General features: G+C 71.9%; 13 protein-coding genes, 2 tRNA genes and 1 pseudogene. 9 read left to right on the top strand and 7 right to left on the bottom strand.

What is annotated here, in order from left to right; genetic code table 11:
• Positions 1-130: 130 nt before the first annotated feature.
• Positions 131-1,045: a sensor histidine kinase gene (locus tag COUCH_RS06310; RefSeq protein WP_249611161.1), complete on the top strand. Its 915-nt coding sequence runs from the start codon at positions 131-133 to the stop codon at positions 1,043-1,045.
• Here the strand turns inward: COUCH_RS06310 and COUCH_RS06305 are convergent.
• Complete coding sequence (locus COUCH_RS06305; protein ID WP_249611160.1) at positions 1,042-2,289, bottom strand: DUF1501 domain-containing protein; 1,248 nt, start codon at positions 2,287-2,289, stop codon at positions 1,042-1,044. The genes COUCH_RS06310 and COUCH_RS06305 overlap by 4 nt on opposite strands.
• Before the next feature lie 5 nt (positions 2,290-2,294).
• Positions 2,295-3,737: a DUF1800 domain-containing protein gene (locus COUCH_RS06300; RefSeq protein ID WP_249611159.1), complete on the bottom strand. Its 1,443-nt coding sequence runs from the start codon at positions 3,735-3,737 to the stop codon at positions 2,295-2,297.
• A gap of 84 nt (positions 3,738-3,821) precedes the next feature.
• Between COUCH_RS06300 and COUCH_RS06295 the strand changes: the two genes are divergently transcribed.
• On the top strand, positions 3,822-4,673 hold the full coding sequence (locus tag COUCH_RS06295) for a spermidine synthase (protein ID WP_249611157.1): 852 nt from the start codon (positions 3,822-3,824) through the stop codon (positions 4,671-4,673).
• 128 nt (positions 4,674-4,801) lie between these two features.
• Positions 4,802-5,911 (top strand): translation initiation factor 2, encoded by a 1,110-nt coding sequence (locus COUCH_RS06290; protein ID WP_249611155.1) that lies wholly within the window; start codon positions 4,802-4,804, stop codon positions 5,909-5,911.
• A gap of 288 nt (positions 5,912-6,199) precedes the next feature.
• On the opposite strand, the pseudogene COUCH_RS06285 reads toward COUCH_RS06290, so the two are convergent.
• Positions 6,200-7,180, bottom strand: a pseudogene (locus tag COUCH_RS06285) (TerC family protein); the annotation flags it as partial.
• A gap of 167 nt (positions 7,181-7,347) precedes the next feature.
• Between COUCH_RS06285 and COUCH_RS06280 the strand changes: the two are divergent.
• Positions 7,348-7,908 (top strand): hypothetical protein, encoded by a 561-nt coding sequence (locus tag COUCH_RS06280; RefSeq protein WP_249611153.1) that lies wholly within the window; start codon positions 7,348-7,350, stop codon positions 7,906-7,908.
• On the opposite strand, the gene COUCH_RS06275 is transcribed toward COUCH_RS06280, so the two are convergent.
• A complete protein-coding gene (locus COUCH_RS06275) occupies positions 7,881-8,675 on the bottom strand; it encodes a pentapeptide repeat-containing protein (RefSeq protein ID WP_249611151.1) in 795 nt (264 codons plus the stop codon). The two genes, COUCH_RS06280 and COUCH_RS06275, sit on opposite strands and share 28 nt — an antisense overlap.
• Positions 8,676-8,879: 204 nt before the next feature.
• Between COUCH_RS06275 and COUCH_RS06270 the strand changes: the two genes are divergently transcribed.
• From COUCH_RS06270 to COUCH_RS06255, 4 genes are all read left to right on the top strand, one after another.
• Entirely contained in the window at positions 8,880-9,980 is a 1,101-nt protein-coding gene (locus COUCH_RS06270) for a lamin tail domain-containing protein (RefSeq protein WP_249611149.1), read from the top strand.
• Positions 9,981-10,233: 253 nt separating this feature from the next.
• Positions 10,234-10,307: transfer RNA gene (locus COUCH_RS06265), tRNA-Met, on the top strand.
• Positions 10,308-11,101: 794 nt separating this feature from the next.
• Positions 11,102-11,485, top strand: a complete 384-nt coding sequence (locus tag COUCH_RS06260; protein ID WP_249611148.1) for a helix-turn-helix domain-containing protein — start codon at positions 11,102-11,104, stop codon at positions 11,483-11,485.
• 43 nt (positions 11,486-11,528) lie between these two features.
• Positions 11,529-12,065, top strand: coding sequence for a hypothetical protein (locus tag COUCH_RS06255; RefSeq protein ID WP_249611147.1), 537 nt, complete (start codon positions 11,529-11,531; stop codon positions 12,063-12,065).
• Between the two features lie 14 nt (positions 12,066-12,079).
• Here COUCH_RS06255 and COUCH_RS06250 read toward each other — a convergent pair whose 3' ends face one another.
• Positions 12,080-12,634, bottom strand: a complete 555-nt coding sequence (locus COUCH_RS06250) for a TetR/AcrR family transcriptional regulator (RefSeq protein ID WP_249611146.1) — start codon at positions 12,632-12,634, stop codon at positions 12,080-12,082.
• Positions 12,635-12,711: 77 nt separating this feature from the next.
• On the opposite strand from COUCH_RS06250, the gene COUCH_RS38815 reads away from it, so the two are divergent.
• On the top strand, positions 12,712-13,839 hold the full coding sequence (locus COUCH_RS38815) for an NADP-dependent oxidoreductase (protein WP_275980069.1): 1,128 nt from the start codon (positions 12,712-12,714) through the stop codon (positions 13,837-13,839).
• Between the two features lie 268 nt (positions 13,840-14,107).
• Here COUCH_RS38815 and COUCH_RS06240 read toward each other — a convergent pair.
• Positions 14,108-14,181 (bottom strand) — tRNA-Met (locus COUCH_RS06240).
• Between the two features lie 338 nt (positions 14,182-14,519).
• Positions 14,520-17,477 (bottom strand): UPF0182 family membrane protein, encoded by a 2,958-nt coding sequence (locus COUCH_RS06235; RefSeq protein ID WP_249611145.1) that lies wholly within the window; start codon positions 17,475-17,477, stop codon positions 14,520-14,522.
• Positions 17,478-17,503: the final 26 nt, after the last annotated feature.

The raw sequence follows: 17,503 nt of genomic DNA, 5'->3' as shown, positions 1-17,503 counted from the left end.
AACGACACGGGCGTTTCACGTTTCCGGGCCCCGGCTTTCACCCGCAGCGGTGCCCCGGCCGCCATCGCCTGCCCGGCCGAGATCGGGACGGTGTTACCGTGGTCGATCAGCGGTACTCGGAGGTGACCAGGTGGTTTTCACCCACTCCGCGTTCCTCTATGACGGCGATTCCGCGTACGCCTCCACTTTGTCCGGATTCGTCCGGGACGGGCTGGAGCGTGGCGAGGCGGTGGCGGTGGCCGCGCCCCCGAGCCGGCTCGGGCTCCTGCGCGACACCCTGGCCGACGACGCCAAGGTCGTCCGCTTCCTGCCGGCCGACGAGTGGTACGTGCGCCCGGTGCGCACGATCGCCGGCTGGGCGCACATCCTGCGGTCCGCGGCCGACGACGGCCGGCCGTACACCCGGCTGATCGGCGAGATCCCGTACGCCGACGGCGCCGACTCGTGGGTGCGTTTCGAGGCGGCGCTCAACCGCAGCCTCGCCGAGCTCCACGGCCATCTGCTGTGCCCGTACGATCGCTCCCGGCTGCCGACGACCGTCCTGGCCGCCGCCGGGCGCACCCACCCCCGCGTGCACGACGGTGATTGGCGCGACAGCGCCGGTTACGAGACCCCCGAGCAGGTCCTGACCGTCACGCGCGAACCGCTCTGGCCCGTCTCCGGTGAGCCGCTCCTGGCCGTGCCCATCGCCCTGACGGTGGCGGAGCTGCGCGCCACCATGCGGCAGCGCGCGTCGGCGGAGGGCTGGCTCCCGCCCGATCGCGCCGAGCTGCTGGCCCTCGCGGTCAGCGAGCTCGCCACGAACGGCATCCGGCACGGCGGCGAGCGCCGCGAGCTGCGCATCTGGCTGCTGGACGACGCCGTGGTCGGCGAGATCATCGATGACGGCCCCGGCACACCCCAGCCGCTGGCCGGCTACCTGCTGCCCGATCCGAGCACGGCGGGCGGCATGGGTCTGTGGCTGGTCCAGCAGCTGTGCGACTCGCTGTCGATCCACCGCGACGGCGGCTTCACGTACGCGCGCTTCGCCGTGCGCCGCACCTAACGCGCCTTGACCAGCCCCAGCGTGGACGGGCGCACGCCCGGGAAGACGGCCGCCACGTCCGCGACGCCGCAACGGGCACGCAGGATCTCGCCGATCGCCGCCCGGTAGTCGGTCGTCACGGCCAGGTCGCCGTCGACGAGCCGGTCCGCGGCCAGGCCCGGCCACTTCCCGTGCACCTTGCCGCCGCGGACGCCGCCGCCCAGCATCAGCATGGCGTTGCCGTACCCGTGGTCGAGTCCGCCGGAGCCGTTCTGCCCGACCCGGCGGCCGAACTCGCTGATCGTCACCAGCGTGACCCGGCCCATCCCGTCGGGACCGAGGTCCTGGGCGAACGCGGCGAGCGCCGAGGCGAGTGCGGCGAGGTGGTCGTACATGCGCTTGCCGGGCGCGGCGGTACCGAGGTTCTCGTGCATGTCCCAGTCGCCGGAGTCCACGCAGGCGCTCATCAGGCCCACGTCCGCCTTGATCAGCCGGGCCAGGTCCTTGAGCGCCTTGCCGAGGTCGGTGTCCGGGTACGCGGCGCCGTCGGCCGGGGTGTAGCCGGTGGCCTTCAGCCGCGCCGTGGTGGCCAGCGCGGAGGTGGTCATCGCCGTGGTGGCCGCGAGGGCCGGCGGGGCTCCGGCGTACAGCGCCGCGATGGTGGCCGCCATCGGGCGGTTCTTGTCCTCGCCGGAGAGCACGAAGTCGTCGACCGCGCTGAGCCCCAGGTCCGGGGCCGGGCCGGCGAGCACCCGGGCCGGCATCGCGCTGCCCACCGACACGGCGTCGAACGCGCCCGCCGCGCCCAGCCCGCCCATCATGCGGTCCAGCCAGCCGGTGCGGAGCGAGGTGCCCGGCGCGGCCCGTTCCAGCTCCTCCATGGCGGAGAAGTGCGACCGGTTCGGCGCCGGCTGCCCGACCGCCTGCACCGCGCCCAGCGTCCCGGCCTTCCAGTACGGCAGCAGCGGCGCCAGCGCGGGGTTCAGCCCGAAGTACGCGTCGCCGCCGATCAGCTGCCGCTTCGGTACGGCGATCCCGGGCCGCGCGGCGTAGTACCCGGCGTCCCCGGCCGGCACGACCGCGGACAGCCCGTCGAAGCCGCCCCGCAGCGAGAGCAGCACGAACACGTCCCCGCCGTACCCGGGCGACGCGAACGCCATCTGGGTGCTGAGCTGCTCACCGGCGAGGCCCGCGAAGAGGCCGGCCGCGCCGGCCGCCAGCAGCTTGCGCCGGCTGACCGGGCAGCCGCAATTCTCGGTTGTCATCACGGTCACCTCAGCGCGAAGTAGGGGGAGTCGAGCAGCAGCGCGGGCAGGTACGGGAACGCCCACCCCGCCGCGGCATCGCCGGCCTTCAGCGGGCTGACGGGCTTCTCGCCGTAGAACGCGGCCAGGGCGGCGGTGTGCACGGCGGAGGGCGTGCGTCCGAGCAGGCGGGTCGCGACGGCGTCGACCAGGGCGCCGTACGTGGCCGGCAGGGTGCTGCCCGCGTACTCGGCCAGCGGCGACGCCGGCCGTTGCAGCGTGGTCGGCCACCACCCCGCGGCGATGCTCAGGTGCGCGTTCCACCGCTTGACCTGGCCGGACGGCGACGCCCAGGCGCTTGCCACGTCCGGGTAGCCGTTCGGCGGGGACCACGCCATCGGCGCCTGCCCGGCCGCCTCGGTCATCCAGTACAGCGCCCGCACTCCCTGCGTTCCGGACTTCTCCGGCGCGTACCCGAGGGTCCGGACCGTGGCGACGATGTCCTCGTACGGCGTCCGGGTCTTCGCGCCCACCGACGCGGCGAACTCCGGCGAGGCGAACAACGCGCGGAGCACCGGGGCGATCGCGGTGCGGTTGTCGAGGTAGACCTTGGTCAGCTTGGTCACCAGCGTGGCGGGCGGCTCGTCGGCCACGAACCGTACGCACAGCTTCGTGGCGATCCGCTTCGCCGTGGCCGGGTGCGACGCCAGGTGGTCCAGCAGCGCCATCGCCGCGGCCTGGCCACCGGACGCGGTCGCGTTGGCGTGGCGGAAGCCCATCACCGACACCGCGCCGGTGGCGTGCTGACCGGCGTCGTACCGGTAGCGGCCGGTGTCCCAGCTGACGGTCATTCCGGTGAACAGCCGGGCGGCGCCCTTGACGTCCGCCTCGGTGTAGCCCAGCCCGACCGTGTGCAGTTCCAGCAGCTCACGGCCGTAGTTCTCGTTCGGCGCGGCGCGGGTGGAGAACCGGTTGTCCAGGTACGTCAGCATCGCCGGGTGCTTGGCGCTCGCCTTGAGCATGTCGGCGAAGCGGCCCAGCGCGTACGGCCGGATCACCGTCCGGTCGTAGTCGGGCCGGCTGTCCCACACGTCGCCGGAAGGGTTGGTCACGTTGAGGTGGTTCGACCAGAACGCGACCATGACCTCGAGGAGTTGCCGCTCGCTCCAGACCGCTCGGGCCACCGTGGCGTACCCGAGCTCGAACATCGGCTCCCAGCCGTACATCTTGTACGCGCCCTCGCGCACCTTCGCGCGGGCGCCGTCGACGCTGAGCCCGCTCAGCGGCAGCCGCCCGACCAGGTCGTCGGCGGCCGGGTCGGCGATCGAGGCGGGTTTGAGCTGCCGCTCCAGCCAGGCGGTGGCCCCGAGGCGGCGGATCTCGGCGGTCGAGGCCGGGGTCGGTCCGTACGTGGCGCGGCGCAGCAGGTGCAGCAACGGGTCAGCGGGCAGGAAGTCCGTAGCCGTCACATCCACCGTCGTCGGCCACCCGCGCCGGGTCCGTCGCATTCCGGCCGCCGTGCTCCCCAACCGCAACCGGCATACTGTGCAGCCGTGGCGCAGCGCAGGCGGGGTGAACGGCGGGTCGAGACGGTCGGCTCGGGGGTCGCCGAGCTCGCGCCCGACCCCGACCGCCCGGACGGATGGACGCTGCTGCTCGACGGCGCCCCGCAGTCGCACGTCGACCTCGGCGATCCCACGTACCTCGAGTTCGAGTACGTCCGCCGGATGGCCGCGGCGATCGACCTGCTGGCGGCCCCGGGGGCGCCGCTGCGCGTCCTCCACCTGGGCGGCGGCGCGCTGACGCTGCCCCGCTACGTCGCGGCGACCCGGCCCGGGTCGCCGCAGCGGGTGGTGGAGATCGACGGCCCGCTGGTCGAGCTGGTGCGCGGCGCGCTGCCCTGGGACCCCCGAGCGAAGATCCGGGTACGCGTCGGCGACGCGCGCGAGGCGGTCACGGGCATGCGCGACGCCGGGTACGACCTCGTCATCGTCGACGTGTTCGCGGGGGCGCGCACCCCGGCCCACCTGGCGTCGGCCGAGTTCGCCCGGGAGGTGGCGCGGGTGCTGGCGCCTGCCGGGTGGCTGATCGCCAACGTCGCCGACGGGCCACCGCTGGCGTACGCGCGTACCCAGGTCGCCACGATCCGCTCCGCGCTGCCGCAGGCCTGCCTCGTCGCGGACGCCGCGGTGCTGCGCGGACGCCGCTTCGGCAATCTCGTCGTGCTCGCCGGCCGGACCCCGCCCCCGGTCGCGGAGCTGAGCCGGCGGGCGGCGGGCGACTGGTTCCCCGGCCGGGTCGAGACCGACCTGGATCGATTCACCGGCGGCCGCCGGCCGGCCACGGACGCCGACGCGGTGGCGTCCCCCGCGCCGCCCGAGGGCCTGTTCAGCGCGCGGCCCTAGACCCGGGTACGGCTCGCGTCAGCCGAAGGTTCAATCGATTCAGCACGCATGGACCGTCGTCGCGGTATGCGGCAATCCGACAGTTCCACGACTTGTCGGGCCGGGCGCCTCCCGATCTAATCGAGGGCATGCTGGACCCGACCTTCCCGGCTCACCAGCCCGAACCGTTACAGCCCGAGTACCGACAGCCCGAACACCTACAGCCCGCGCCCGACGTCTTCGGGCCGCTGCACGGTGGCGAGCGTGAGTTGTGGCGCGGCCGCTGCGCGGTGGCGGAATACGCGTTCGACCGCGCCGCCTCGCTCCCGCGCTGGACGCTGCCGGAGTCGACCGACGTCCTCGTCACCGACCACCGCATCCTGTACGCCCACACCACCTCCGACTCGCCCGACGACCTCGAGATCACCTCCGGCGAGCTGCGCTGGCTCTACCCCCAGCACCTGCGCGTGCAGCCCGGCTCCCGCTCCCCCGGCCGCCCCGCCGTGGCCACCCAGGTCCAGCTCGTCTGCGGCGGCGCCGACGGCACCTTCCCGGCCCTGGTCTTCGCGGGCGGCGACGTGACCGAGGTGCGCGAGGCGGACCGCCTGGCGAACGTCATCCGGCACGGGATCGCCCGCTTCCGGGTCGACAACGCGGAGAAGCTGGGCCTGACCACGCCCCAGGCCCGCATGCTGTCGCGTCTGCTGATCGGGCCCGAGTTCACCAGCCTCCACGGCGGCGACGGTCAGACGGTCTCGCTGCTCGGCGCGCTGCCGGTGCCGCGCCCGGCCACGTCCGCGGAGCCCGTCCCCGAAGCGGCCCTCTACCTGGACCCGCAGCTGTCCGACGGCCTGGCCCCGGCCGAGATCCCTGCGCCCGACCACCTTCCCGAGCCGGCGGCGGCGCCCGCCCGGCACGCGGTGGAGCCGGCCGGACCGGTGCGCCTTCCGGGTCACCGCCCGGGCCTGGCCGCGGACGAGGCCCGCGCCCTGCGGGCCGCCGCCGCGGAGGAGGCCGTCCACCAGGCCCACCCCGACCTGGCCACCCGCGCCGCCGAGCTGGCCGCCCGCGTGGCCAACCTGGTGTCCGGCGCCGAGGTGGTGGACCACTCCGACCAGCCCACCCGGGACCTGTCCGCCCGCGCGGAACGCGTCCGGCGCGCGTCGGCCCGGTTCGCGGCCAACTCCGCCAAGGGCAAGGCGACGGTCCGCCGCCCCGAGCGCGAGCCCGGCACGACCCCGCACGGCCACCGCCGCTAGGGTCCCGTCCGCATCCGGCTTCCGGGTGCGGAAAGGACCCTAGGCCCCGCCCACCGCCTGGGCCGCGGGGGCGGGCACGAAGCAGACGCCGGCCGCGAGCCGCTGCTCGTGCAGCCGGTGCGTGCGCTGGAGCAGCTCCATCAGCTCCTGCTCCTGACGGATCCGGGCCCGGTACTTCGCCGGCAGCCCCTTGATCCGCTCCTCCTCCACGACCAGCTTGTGGAAGATCTCGTCGCAGTACGCCGGGTCGGTCTCGATGTCGAGGTATTCGAGGGCGTGCCGGCGCGCCGCGGCCACGTACGTCTGCGCCCGCCCCTTGGGGCTCAGCAGCGACACGACGACGGTGATGGTCAGGACCCCGATGATGACGCCCAGCGACGCCACCGTGCTGATCTCCACCACCTCGACGGAATCGCCGCCGTTGATGAACGGCACGTTGTTCTCGTGCAGCGCGTGCAGGACCAGCTTCACGCCGATGAAGGCGAGGATCGCCGCCAGCCCGTACGACAGGTAGATGAGCCGGTCCAGCAACCCGTCCAGCAGGAAGTAGAGCTGGCGCAGGCCGAGCAGCGAGAACGCCGTCGCGGTGAAGACCAGGTACACGCTCTGGGTCAGGCCGAAGATGGCCGGGATCGAGTCGAGCGCGAACAGGATGTCGGTGCCGCCCAGAGCCACCATCACCAACAGCATCGGAGTCATGACGCGGTGGCCGTCGCGTACGGTGAAAAGCTTGTCGCCGTCGTACTCGTCGGACGTCCGCAGGAACCGCCGTGCCAGCCGGATGATGATGTTGTCCGCCGAACGCTCGTCGCTCTGGTCGGACCGCAGCAGGTTGCCGGCCGTGATCAGCAGCACGAGCCCGAACAGGTAGAAGACCCAGGCGAACGAGTTGATCAGGGCCGCGCCGAGGAAGATGAAGCCGGTCCGGGCGATCAGCGACACGACGATGCCGAACAGCAGCACCTTCTGCTGATCGGCGCGCGGCACCTTGAAGCTGCTCAGCAGGATGAGGAAGACGAAGAGGTTGTCGACCGACAGCGCCTTCTCCGTCACCCAGCCGGCGAAGTACTCGGCGCCCATGTCGCGGCCGCCGAACAGCAGCACGCCCAGGCCGAAGACGACGGCGAGGCCGACGTACACCGAGGACCAGACGGCGGCCTCGCGTAGCGACGGGATGTGCGCGCGCCGGACGTGGAAGTAGAAGTCGAACAGGACCAGGCCGATGATCCCGGCCACCGTGAGCGTCCAGACGAGCCCCGGCACCTGCATGACGGCACACTCCAGGTCTCGGCCGATCGACGAGACTCATCCTAGGGCTGGTGCGCACGGGCGCGTTTCGCTGGTGCGTCCGGGAAGAAAGCGGGCCGGGGTGGCCGGGCCGGCCGTACGCTCGCCCCATCAGCCACTCCCATCAAGGACGGTCGATGCTTCGCCGCGTGCTCGTCGCTCTCCTGCTCGCCGCCCTGACCACCCTCGCGGCCCCACCGGCGCTGGCGGCCACCCCGGCCCCGTCGGCCGACGCCGGGGCCGTGAAGTACTACGTGGTGCGCAACCAGTTCAACGGCGAGCCGGAGTTCCTGTTCGAGATCGCCCAGCGCTTCCTCGGCTCGGGTGACCGCAACGACGAGATCTTCGCGCTCAACCGGGGCCGGTTGCAGCCCGATGGACTGCGGCTGACCAAGCCGGAGTCGATCCTGCCCGGGTGGATCCTGCAGCTTCCGGCGGACGCCGAGGGGGTGGGCGTGCAGACCGGGCCGCTGCCCGCCGTCACCGTCCCGGAGCCGGTACCGGCCCAGGCCCTCACCCCGGCCGCGGGCGGGCCGGCGTGGTGGATCTGGGCGCTCGTCGCCTCGGCAGCGGTCGTCCTGCTCGCGGGTGCGGCCGCGGCGTGGTGGTGGCTCGCGCGTCACCGGCGAATGGCCGCCGCACCGCGGACGCCGGCACCACTGTGGCCCGACACCGACCGCTACTACCGCCTCGAGGACTCCGGGGGCTGAGGCAACCGGGTGGTCCCGTCGGTCACCGCGGCCGTGAGCTGCGACTCCGTGAGGAACAGCGCTCCGGTCAGGTCGGCTCCGCGCAGGTCAGCACCGCGCAGATCGGCGCCGGTGAAGTCGGCCAGGCGCAGGTCGGCGTCGCGCAGGTCCGCCCCGATCAGCAGCGCACCCCGCAGGCTGGCGCCCCGCAACGCGGCGCCGCTCATCCGGCGCCCGATCAGGTTGGCGCCCCGGTGATCCGGCCGCCGGGCGCCGGCCTGGGCGCGTACGAGCTCGCTCGCCTTCTGCAGCAGCGGGTTCACCCTGCCCCGATGCGCGTCCACGTCGAGCGCCATCAGCTCCTCGGGCGTACCGCTGGTGAGCTGGACGGTCTCCTCGAGCGCCATCCTCAGCCGTGGGTGCACCCGGCGCGCTGCCGGCATGGTCAGCGCCTGTGTCACGTACCAGAGCAGTTCGTGCAGCTGGCGCATGACCGGCAGGGCCGCGAACATCGGGCCGGCGACGCCGGGGGTACGCCAGTCGCGGCCGGCGAACGTCACCTGGGTGAGGTGCTGGCCGGCACCGAAGCAGTCGAAGACGACGCAGCCGGGGAAGCCCTTCTCCGGCAACCGGTCGTGGATGCCGCAGCGGAAGTCGTCGCCGAGGTTGGGACAGGGCCGCCCGGCCGGCTTGTCGATGGCGAAGTCCGACGACTTGGCGAACGCCGGCGCGACGCAGCACAGCCCGACGCACCGGCTGCAGTCGGCGCGCAGCACCAGCTCCGTCATCGCATCCTCCCCCGCCGGCCGCCCCACGATATCCGATTCACCCCTTACCTGCCGCGACCGCCTGCGGTGACCGAAAGTAACTCTGAGTCGCCGCCACGCTCGTCCTACTAGCCAATAACCAGGACCATCCGTACGGGTGACTACGCACAGTCATTGTCTCTAGGCTTCGGTGACCGCCCCCGAACGCTCAAGGAGACCCTGCTGATGCGTGCACGCAAGACGGCCCTGTTCGTCGCCCTCGGCTGCGCCGCCGCCCTCGGCCTCGCCGCCCCGGCGTCCGCCGCCGACACGCCGACGATCTCGGCCCCGGCGAGCCGCCAGGGATACGGGACGATCACCCTCAGCGGTACGGCCGCCGCCGGCGCCACCGTCGAACTGTACGAGTCGGCGTACGTCTTCAACGACTTCTACCCGTCCCCCGACTACGCGACGGGCGGCTACGTCACCACCAAGGCGAGCGGCTCCGGCACCTGGTCGATCAACCGGCTCCTCGACTCCGGCTTCCGCTTCTACGTGAAGGTCAACGGCGTCGAGTCCCGCCGCATCTCGGTCGCGATGGGCATCGTCCCGTCGATGACGCTGACCGCCGACAACGGCACCGTCAACGTCAACGTCTCGGCCGACCCCGCACAGCCGCACCTGCGCGTGCACATCCAGCGCGGCGCGAACGGCGACTGGACCGACGTCGCGAGCGGCTACACCTCCGACCCGGCGGCCATCTACGGCGCCACCCTCACCGGCCAGGGCAGCGGCACCAAGTACTACCGCGCCGTGATCGACGCCGACACCGAGAACAACCTGCTCAAGGGCCAGACCGAGAGCGTTGCGATCAACGTGGGCAGCGGCACGGGCAGCGGCGGCGGCGACAACCCGTCCACCCCGGCGCCGACCACGCCGGCGCCGTCGACGCCGTCCGTCAAGGCCGGCGACGTCCAGTTCTCGAAGATCCAGTACAACTCCCCGGGTACGGACACCGGCAGCAACACCAGCCTCAACAACGAATGGGTACGCCTGACCAACAGGACCGAGGCGACCATCAACCTCAAGGGCTGGACGGTACGCGACGCGGCGGGCCACACGTACACCTTCGGCGGCGACTACCGCCTGGGCGCCGGCAAGTACATGTACGTCCACACGGGCAAGGGCACGAACGGCAAGCCCGACGCCAAGCACCGCTACTGGAACCGCACCGGCTACATCTGGAACAACGGCGGCGACACGGCGTACCTGCGCACGGCCTCGGGCAAGTCGATCGACTCGTGCAAGTGGGGCAGCGGCAGCGGCAGCGGCGTCACGTACTGCTGACCCGACAAGCCCGACGCGGCTCCCGGCCCGCCCCCGGCCGGGAGCCGCGTTGTCTTTCCCGCACCGCTCGCCTTTCCTCCGCCACGCGCCCTCTTGCTCCCCGCCCCTACCGCACCGCGTCGCTCCCCTTCGCCCGCCGCCTCATTGCCTGACCCCTGCCCGGCGGATGATCCGCTCTGCGTCGCCCGCCGCCCTCCGGCCCGACCCTGCCCGGCGGGCGCTCCGCCCGGCCGTGCTAACGTTGCCGAGCCGACGCGGGGTGGAGCAGCTCGGTAGCTCGCTGGGCTCATAACCCAGAGGTCGCAGGTTCAAATCCTGTCCCCGCTACGAAGCGCGGAAGGCCGGTTCTCGACTCGAGAACCGGCCTTCCGTCTTTCCCCCCGGGCGCGGCCTTCTCCCCCGCGCCGCTGTCACTGCTCCAGCGCGGCGCCTTCTCCGGGCCGCTGTCACTGGTCCGGCGCCGCGCCTTTTCGCCGCTGTTTTTGCTCCGGCGCGCCGCCTTGTCCCCGCGGTAACTGCTCCGGAGCGGCCGCCTTGTCCCCGCCGTCACTGCCCCGGCGCGGCCGCCTTCTCCGCGCCGGTGATGGCCGGCCGCTTACCGCCGGGCCGGCCGGCCGCTGACCGCCGGCGCGGCGCTCATCCCCCGGACCGCGCCGAACCTGTTGGCGCCACTGTTCGCGACGGCTCGCCGGGCCGCCGGGCTTCTCGGCGCCTCGACCACATTCACTCTTTCGGGTGACTGCGGTGGCGCCGGCGGCAGGGCGGCAGCCGGGGTGGGACCCGCACCTGCCGCGGCCGCCACCGCGGGCAGGTGCGGACGAGGTGCCGGTCGCGGCGCGGCGAGCACGCCGTCCGGCCCGTCAGGCCGCGTCGCCGCAGGTGGCGTATCGTGCGGCGACCGCCGGACACGGGCCGACAGCACGCCGAGGACGGTCAGCGCCGCCAGGCCCACCAGGGCAGACACGATGATCATTACCTGCACCACGAAGACACGACCTCTCTCTCGGGCGTGCAGCGGCGGGTGGCGGCCCGGGCCGTTGGCTTTCCAACCAATGACGCTATCAGTACCGTGCCCTTCAACCAATCGCCGAGCGGTGTCGCGCGCCGCTTATGCTGTGCCGATGAGCTTCGGCGGCTACCTCAAGGAAGCGATCCAGGCCGCCCGCTTCCCCACGCCCACACACTTCGCCCGCGCCGTCGGCATGGATCCGTCCGTGGTGCTGCGCTGGCTCAGCGGGGAGCAGCGGCCCACCATCCGGTCCATCGAGCGGATCGCGCCCGTGCTCGGCCGCAGCATCAACGAGCTGGTGCTCGCGGCGTACCCGGACCGGGTGGGCGGACCGCCGCCCCAGCCGCCGGCCACCCACCCGCTGGTCCACGAGCTGGCCCGCATGCTCGCCGACGACTCCCCGATCCCGGCGGAGGACCGCCGGGCGCTCGAGACGGTCCTCGATCGGATGATCGATCCATACCGGAAGGTGCTCCGCCGGCGGCGCACCGCATAAGTGCCATTCGCGTGACGCGCCCGACATCCGTAATCTCGGCACCATGACAGCGCGGGCCAAAGCCGACCACGGATCCGCCGCGAGTGGGCTGCACCTCCAGATGAGCAAACTCCTCATCTCCTGCCTCATCGTCGCCATCGCCGCGACGGGGGCCCTGGTCGTCACGCTCATCGTCGGCTTCCCGGAACGCCCCGGCCCACCCCCCGGCATCCCGGGCGTACCCCCCGGCCCGCCCCCGAACTTCCAGGGCGTGGCGGTCCTCGTCGTGGTGACCGGCATGTTCGTCCTGGCCTGGCTCGCCGTCCTCGTCGCCTTCTCCCGCGACCAGATCCTCAGCCGCCTCTCCCCGGAGCGGGACGGAACCGTCGACGAGGAGCAGATGAAGGACCTGCTCGACGAGGTACGCACGGCGCTCGCCGCGGACCGCGAACGGGAATGGCAGGCCATCAGCGAACGGCTCGCGGAGTACGGCGAGCAGCGTGAGACGGACGGATACCTGAACGGCATGCGGGTGGCCACGGAGAGCCAACCGGTGGACGCGAACGTACGGTCGATCCGGCGGCCGCCGGCGCAGCGCTGACACCACCGGGAGCTTCAAGCCAGCGCGCGCAACTCCTCAGCGGCCTGAGCGATCAGCGCCGTGAGGGCGACCCCTGACGCGCCGTCCCACTCCCGGCCGGCCCGCTCGAAGACGGCGGCGCCCACCCGAGCGGCGAGACGCGCCGTGGGCTCAGGAATCCCGCGCTCCTGCAACGCCCCGATCACCGCATCCGTGATCGCATCCCGCTTGGCGTGAGCTCTCTCCTGCAGCGCGGGAGACGTCGCGATGATCTTCGCCCGCCGCTCGGCCACGGGACGGCCGGCGACGAAGAGCGGTACCGCAGCCGTATACGCCCGCAGGACCAGCGACAAGGGTGCGGGACTCCCGGGCGCCGAGGCGATCGCGCCGGTCATGACCTCGCGCAGCTCCGCCTCACCGTCGAAGAGCACCTCGCGCTTGTCGGGGAAATGCCGGAAGTACGTCCGCTCGGTGACCCCGGCCCGCGCGGCGATCTCGGCGGTGGTCGTGGCGTCATAGCCGCTCTCGCCGTACAGGTCCAACGCTGCCTCGCGCAGTCTCGCCCGCGCCTCAGCGCCACTTCTCGGCATAGGCACAGTCTAGGTTGCGTCAGTCACTGTCGCTAACGTGATAACGTCAGTGACTGACACAAACTGAAGGAGAGATCATGGCTGCCGTTCCGTCCCGCGTCATCCGCTTCCACCGGACCGGCGAGCCGCTCGCCGTCCTGGAGGAGGAACGGATCGAGATATCAGACCCACCGAACGGCCGCGTACGCGTACGGGTCCTAGCCACGGGTCTCAACCCCGCGGACTGGGAGTTGTGCCGCGGCTTCCTGCCCGGCGCACTGCCCCGCGGCATCGGCTACGACGTGGCCGGCATCATCGACGCGGTCAGCGCCGAGGAAGCGCCGGGCGGCAGCAACGCCGCAGCCGACGCGAGCAACGGCGGCAATTCCGCAGCCGACGCGGGCGATGGCGTCAACTCCCCAGCCGACGCGGGCGATGGCGGCGATGGCGGCGGTGGCGCCGGTGGCGCCGGGCGACGGGCTCGCAACCGTAATGAGCCGGCCGGGGTGGGCGACGTCGTCTTCGGCACCGCCGACTTCATCGAGCAGCCGAGCGCCGGCGCGGCGGACGTGGCCCTGCTGAACACCTGGTACCGCGTACCGGCCGGCCTCGACCCGGTGCAGGCGGCCACCCTGCCCATGGTCGTACAGACGGCCGCCTGGACCCTGGAGACCATGGGCGTCGGACCCGGCGCCACGCTGCTCGTCCACGGCGCCGGCGGCATGGTCGGCTACGCCGCCGTGCAGATCGCGCTGCGCCGCGGCGCGCGCGTCGTCGCCACCGCCGGCCCGACGTTCGCCGCGGACCTGGAGGGGTTCGGTGCGCGGGTCACCACGTACGGCGAAGGCATGCCCGACCGTGTCCGCATGCTGACCGGTGGCGACGACGTCGACCTCGTGCTGGACGCGCCTCGCCCGAGCCCGGGCACCCTGACCGACCTCATCGCGCTGGCGGGCGGTGATCCCGGCCGCGTGATGACCATCAGCAACCATGAGGAGGCCCGCCGGCTCGGCGCCCGCGTCAACCTGGACGAGCTGCGTCCCGGCCTCACGCCTCCCGCCACGCTCCTCCCGGAGTACGCGTCCCTCGCCACCCAGGGCGCATTCCGTCTCCCGATCGCGAAGTCGTACCCGCTGGAGAAGTGGCGCGACGCCGTGGCGCTCAGCCTGTCGGGCAACCCGCACGGCAAGGTGATGCTGCTGCCGGGTCGCGAGGCCCCCGCATGAGCGCTGCGCAGGCAAGGTGAGATCACCGGCCGGCCCGTGGGCGATCAGGCGGGCGGCTCACCGACAACCGCGCTACGGCCTGCGGAGAAGTCGCCGCACGACAGCGCTGGGCCCGGCCGGGAAGTCACCGCGCGAAGGCGCTGGGCCCGGCCGGGAAGTCACCGCGCGAAGGCGCTGCGCCCGACCGAGAACTCACCGCACGACGGCACAGAATGGCGAAGGCCTGTCACCCAGCTGGGTGACAGGCCTTCAACCTGCATTTCTCTCGTAGCGGGGACAGGATTTGAACCTGCGACCTCTGGGTTATGAGCCCAGCGAGCTACCGAGCTGCTCCACCCCGCGTCGGTAGCTCAACCCTAGCGTGCGGCCCCGACGCCTGCAAAACGACCCCCCGTAACGCTCCCCACACCTGCATGCGGCCCACCGGAAACCCGGCCACCCAAGGAACGAAACGCCCGGCGGACCGAGAGGCGAAGCAACCCGCAGACGAAACGGCCAGCCCGGAAACGAAGCGGCCAGCACCGAACGCGGCGGCCGGCCGCGAAACGACGGGGCGGCCGGGGAACGAAGCGGCCGGCCCGGAGACGAAGCGGCCGGCCCGGAAACGAAGCGGCCGGCCATCCGGGGAAAGAAGCGGCCCGCCGAGAACCCCCGGCGGGCCGCCCCTCAACCAAGAACCGTCAACCGCCGCTGGGCGTGGGCGCCACCGCCGATGCCGGCGTCGACGCCGGTGTGGAGGGCGGCGCGGACGGCCCTGCCGACGGCGTCACCGGCGTGTTGGCCGCCTTCTGGGCGTTCTGGAAGTTGTTCATCGCCGTGTCGAGCGCCTGCAGCGCCTGGCCGTACCGGGCGAAGTCGCCGGACTGCTGGGCCGCCTTGACGTCCGCGATGGCCTTGTCGAGGTCCGCTGCCGCCTGGCTCAGCTGGCTGTTGGCCGGGGGCTGCGTGCCGGACGGCGGGTTGTTGTTCTGCGTGGACGCGGGCGGTTGCTGGTTCTTGCCCTGTGCCACGAGCGCCTTCAGGCCGTCCTGGAGGTTGTTGGCCAGGACCGCGTACCGGCCGCCGTCGCCGTACGACATGAGGACCTTCTGCAGCAGCGGGGCCGCGTTGGACTGCTGGCCGCTCTTCACGTACACCGGCTCGACGTAGAGCATGCCGTTGCTGACCGGCAACGAGATGAGGTTGCCGAAGAGCACTTGGGCCTGGTTGTTCGTCTGCAGCAGGTTCAGCTCGGGGCGCACCGTACCGTTGCTGGTCATCTGTTGATGCACCTGCGCCGGACCTGGGATCGCGGTCTCGTCCGGCAGCTCGAGGATCTCCAGCCGTGGCTTGCCGTCGACGTACGAGCCGGAGATCATCGCCGCCAGGTTCTCCCGATTGCTCGGGGTGACGGCCGAGGTGAGCTGGAACCGGGTGGCGTCCTGCCCCGGCAGCTGCACGTTGAGGTAGAACGGCGGCTGCTTCTTCTGCTCGGAGCCGTCCGGCGTGTTCGGCACCGCCCAGAAGTCGTTGCCGGTGAAGAAGTCCGCGGGGTCGGTGACGTGGAACTTGGTCAGCAGGTTGCGCTGCACCTTGAACAGGTCGGCCGGGTAGCGGAAGTGCGCCTCCAGCGACGCCGGGATCTGCGACTTCGGGGTGATCAGGTCGCCGCCGAACGCCTTGTTCCACGCCTTCAGCACCGGGTCCTGGTCGTCGAACTCGTAGAGCGTGACCGTGCCGTCGTACGCGTCGACCGTCGCCTTGACCGAGTTGCGCATGTAGTTGACGTTGTCGCGGGCGAGCGCGAACGTGCCCCGGTTGGTGAGCTCGTCGTCCGTCTCCTCCTGCAGGTTGATCCGCTGGGCGTACGGGTACGTCGACGCGGTCGTGTACCCGTCGAGGATCCACTTGATCCGGCCGTCGACGACCGCCGGGTACGGGTCCCCGTCGATGGTCAGGAACGGCGCGACCTTCTCGACGCGCGAGCGCGGGTCGCGGACGTACATGACCCGCGATTCGCTGTTGACCGCGTCGGAGAGCAGGAAGTTGCTCTCGGTGTTCTTGATCGCGAAGACCAGCCGGCGGAAGAACGAGTCGATCGGCACGCCGCCCTGGCCGTCGTACGTGTAGCGCTGCTCGGCGTTGCTGTCCGTGGGCTGCGGCCGGTCGAACTCCACGTTCTTGTTCTTGTCGGCCTGCCCGACGATCGCGTACTCGGTGGACTGCTCGCCGTAGTAGATGCGCGGCTGGTCGACCTTGATCTGCTCGGTCGGCGAGGAGCAGTTGGCGGTCTGGGCGCCGCCGCCGAGGAAGCCGGAGACGAAGTACGGCAGCCCGCCGCAGGACTGGTTGGCGGGCGCCGCGACCAGCCCGTACCCGTGCGTGAAGACGGTGTGCCGGTTGAGCCAGTTCTGCTGCTGCTGGGTGAGCGCCCGGTCGTTGATCTCACGGACGCCGACGACGTAGTCCTGCGTCTTGTCGGCCACCGTGTAGCGGTCCACGTCCAGCTTGGGGCCGAAGTCGTAGAAGCCGCGGACCTGCTGCGACTGCGTGAACGCCTCGGAGACCAGCTGCGGGTCGATGACCCGGATGTTCTGCGCGCTGGCGTTGGTCGCCAGCGCCGCGGGTGGTACGACGCTCTCCGCGGCATACGGGGTCACCTGCGTGTCGCCGAGCCCGAACGCCGCGCGCGTGGCCTGGATGGACCGCGCGATGTACGGCGCCTCCTTGTCCGCGAGGCTGGGCTGGACCTGGAAATTCTGCACCGCCAGCGGGTAGATGCCGCCGATCGCGACCGCCGAGATGGCGAGCAGGGCCAGCGAGACGCCGGGCCAGACCAGGTTCCGCATGACCGCGTTGGAGAACACGATGATCGCGATGGCGACCACGATCGAGATGTACGCCAGGATCTCCTTGGCGGGCAGCAACGCGTTCACGTCGGTGTAGCCGGCGCCGTAGAGGCCGGGCGACACGTGCTGCTCGAGCAGGAGCGCACGCCGGTCGAGGATGTACGCGACCGCCTTCAGCAGCACGAACACCGCCACCAGCGTGGTCAGGTGGGCGCGAGCGGCCGACGTCATCCGGTCGCCGACGCCCTGCAGCCGTACGCCACCGAAGACGTAGTGCACGGCGAGCGCGCCGATCACCGACAGCACGACCGCGGTGAAGCCCACGCCGAGCAGGTAGCGCAGCAGCGGGTAGTCGAAGACGTAGAAGCCGATGTCCACGTTGAACTGCGGGTCCCGTACGCCGAAGGGCTGGGCGTTCTGGAAGAGCATCCAGTCCTTCCAGCGGCTCTGCGCGGACAGGCCGGAGAAGAACCCGATGACGACGGCGACGACCGCGATCCACGTGCCCAGCCGCGGCTGGATCACCATGCGGTAGCGCTCGAGGGTGGCCTGCTCGGCCGAGTGCGGGCGCAGCAGCGGCCGCAGCCGGTACGCCAGGTAGAGGTTGCCCGCGATGATCAGCGCCATGGCGAGGCCGATCGCGAGGAACAGCAGGAGCCGGGTCAGCAGGACGCCCGTGAAGACCTCCGTGAACTTGACCTCGTCGTACCACAAGTAGTCGGTGTACGCGTCGATGCCCCAGCCGAGCAGCGTGAAGAGAAGGAAAACCCCTACGAGGACGCCGACGGTCACGCGACCGCGCCGGCTCATCCTCGGTAGAGGACTGTTACGCATGA

This window comes from Couchioplanes caeruleus (assembly GCF_023499255.1).
Taxonomy (GTDB): domain Bacteria; phylum Actinomycetota; class Actinomycetes; order Mycobacteriales; family Micromonosporaceae; genus Actinoplanes; species Actinoplanes caeruleus_A.
Note: the sequence above shows the minus strand (reverse complement) of the source record. Positions and strands in the feature narration are given on the sequence as shown.

Bases quoted from the DNA above. Each gene is read 5' to 3' on its own strand.
- COUCH_RS06305 (WP_249611160.1), bottom strand. From the start codon at position 2,289: ATGACAACCGAGAATTGCGGCTGCCCGGTCAGCCGGCGCAAGCTGCTG.
- COUCH_RS06290 (WP_249611155.1), top strand. From the start codon at position 4,802: ATGCTGGACCCGACCTTCCCGGCTCACCAGCCCGAACCGTTACAGCCC.
- COUCH_RS06275 (WP_249611151.1), bottom strand. From the start codon at position 8,675: ATGACGGAGCTGGTGCTGCGCGCCGACTGCAGCCGGTGCGTCGGGCTG.
- COUCH_RS06270 (WP_249611149.1), top strand. From the start codon at position 8,880: ATGCGTGCACGCAAGACGGCCCTGTTCGTCGCCCTCGGCTGCGCCGCC.
- COUCH_RS06260 (WP_249611148.1), top strand. From the start codon at position 11,102: ATGAGCTTCGGCGGCTACCTCAAGGAAGCGATCCAGGCCGCCCGCTTC.
- COUCH_RS06255 (WP_249611147.1), top strand. From the start codon at position 11,529: ATGACAGCGCGGGCCAAAGCCGACCACGGATCCGCCGCGAGTGGGCTG.
- COUCH_RS06250 (WP_249611146.1), bottom strand. From the start codon at position 12,634: ATGCCGAGAAGTGGCGCTGAGGCGCGGGCGAGACTGCGCGAGGCAGCG.
- COUCH_RS38815 (WP_275980069.1), top strand. From the start codon at position 12,712: ATGGCTGCCGTTCCGTCCCGCGTCATCCGCTTCCACCGGACCGGCGAG.
- COUCH_RS06235 (WP_249611145.1), bottom strand. From the start codon at position 17,477: ATGAGCCGGCGCGGTCGCGTGACCGTCGGCGTCCTCGTAGGGGTTTTC.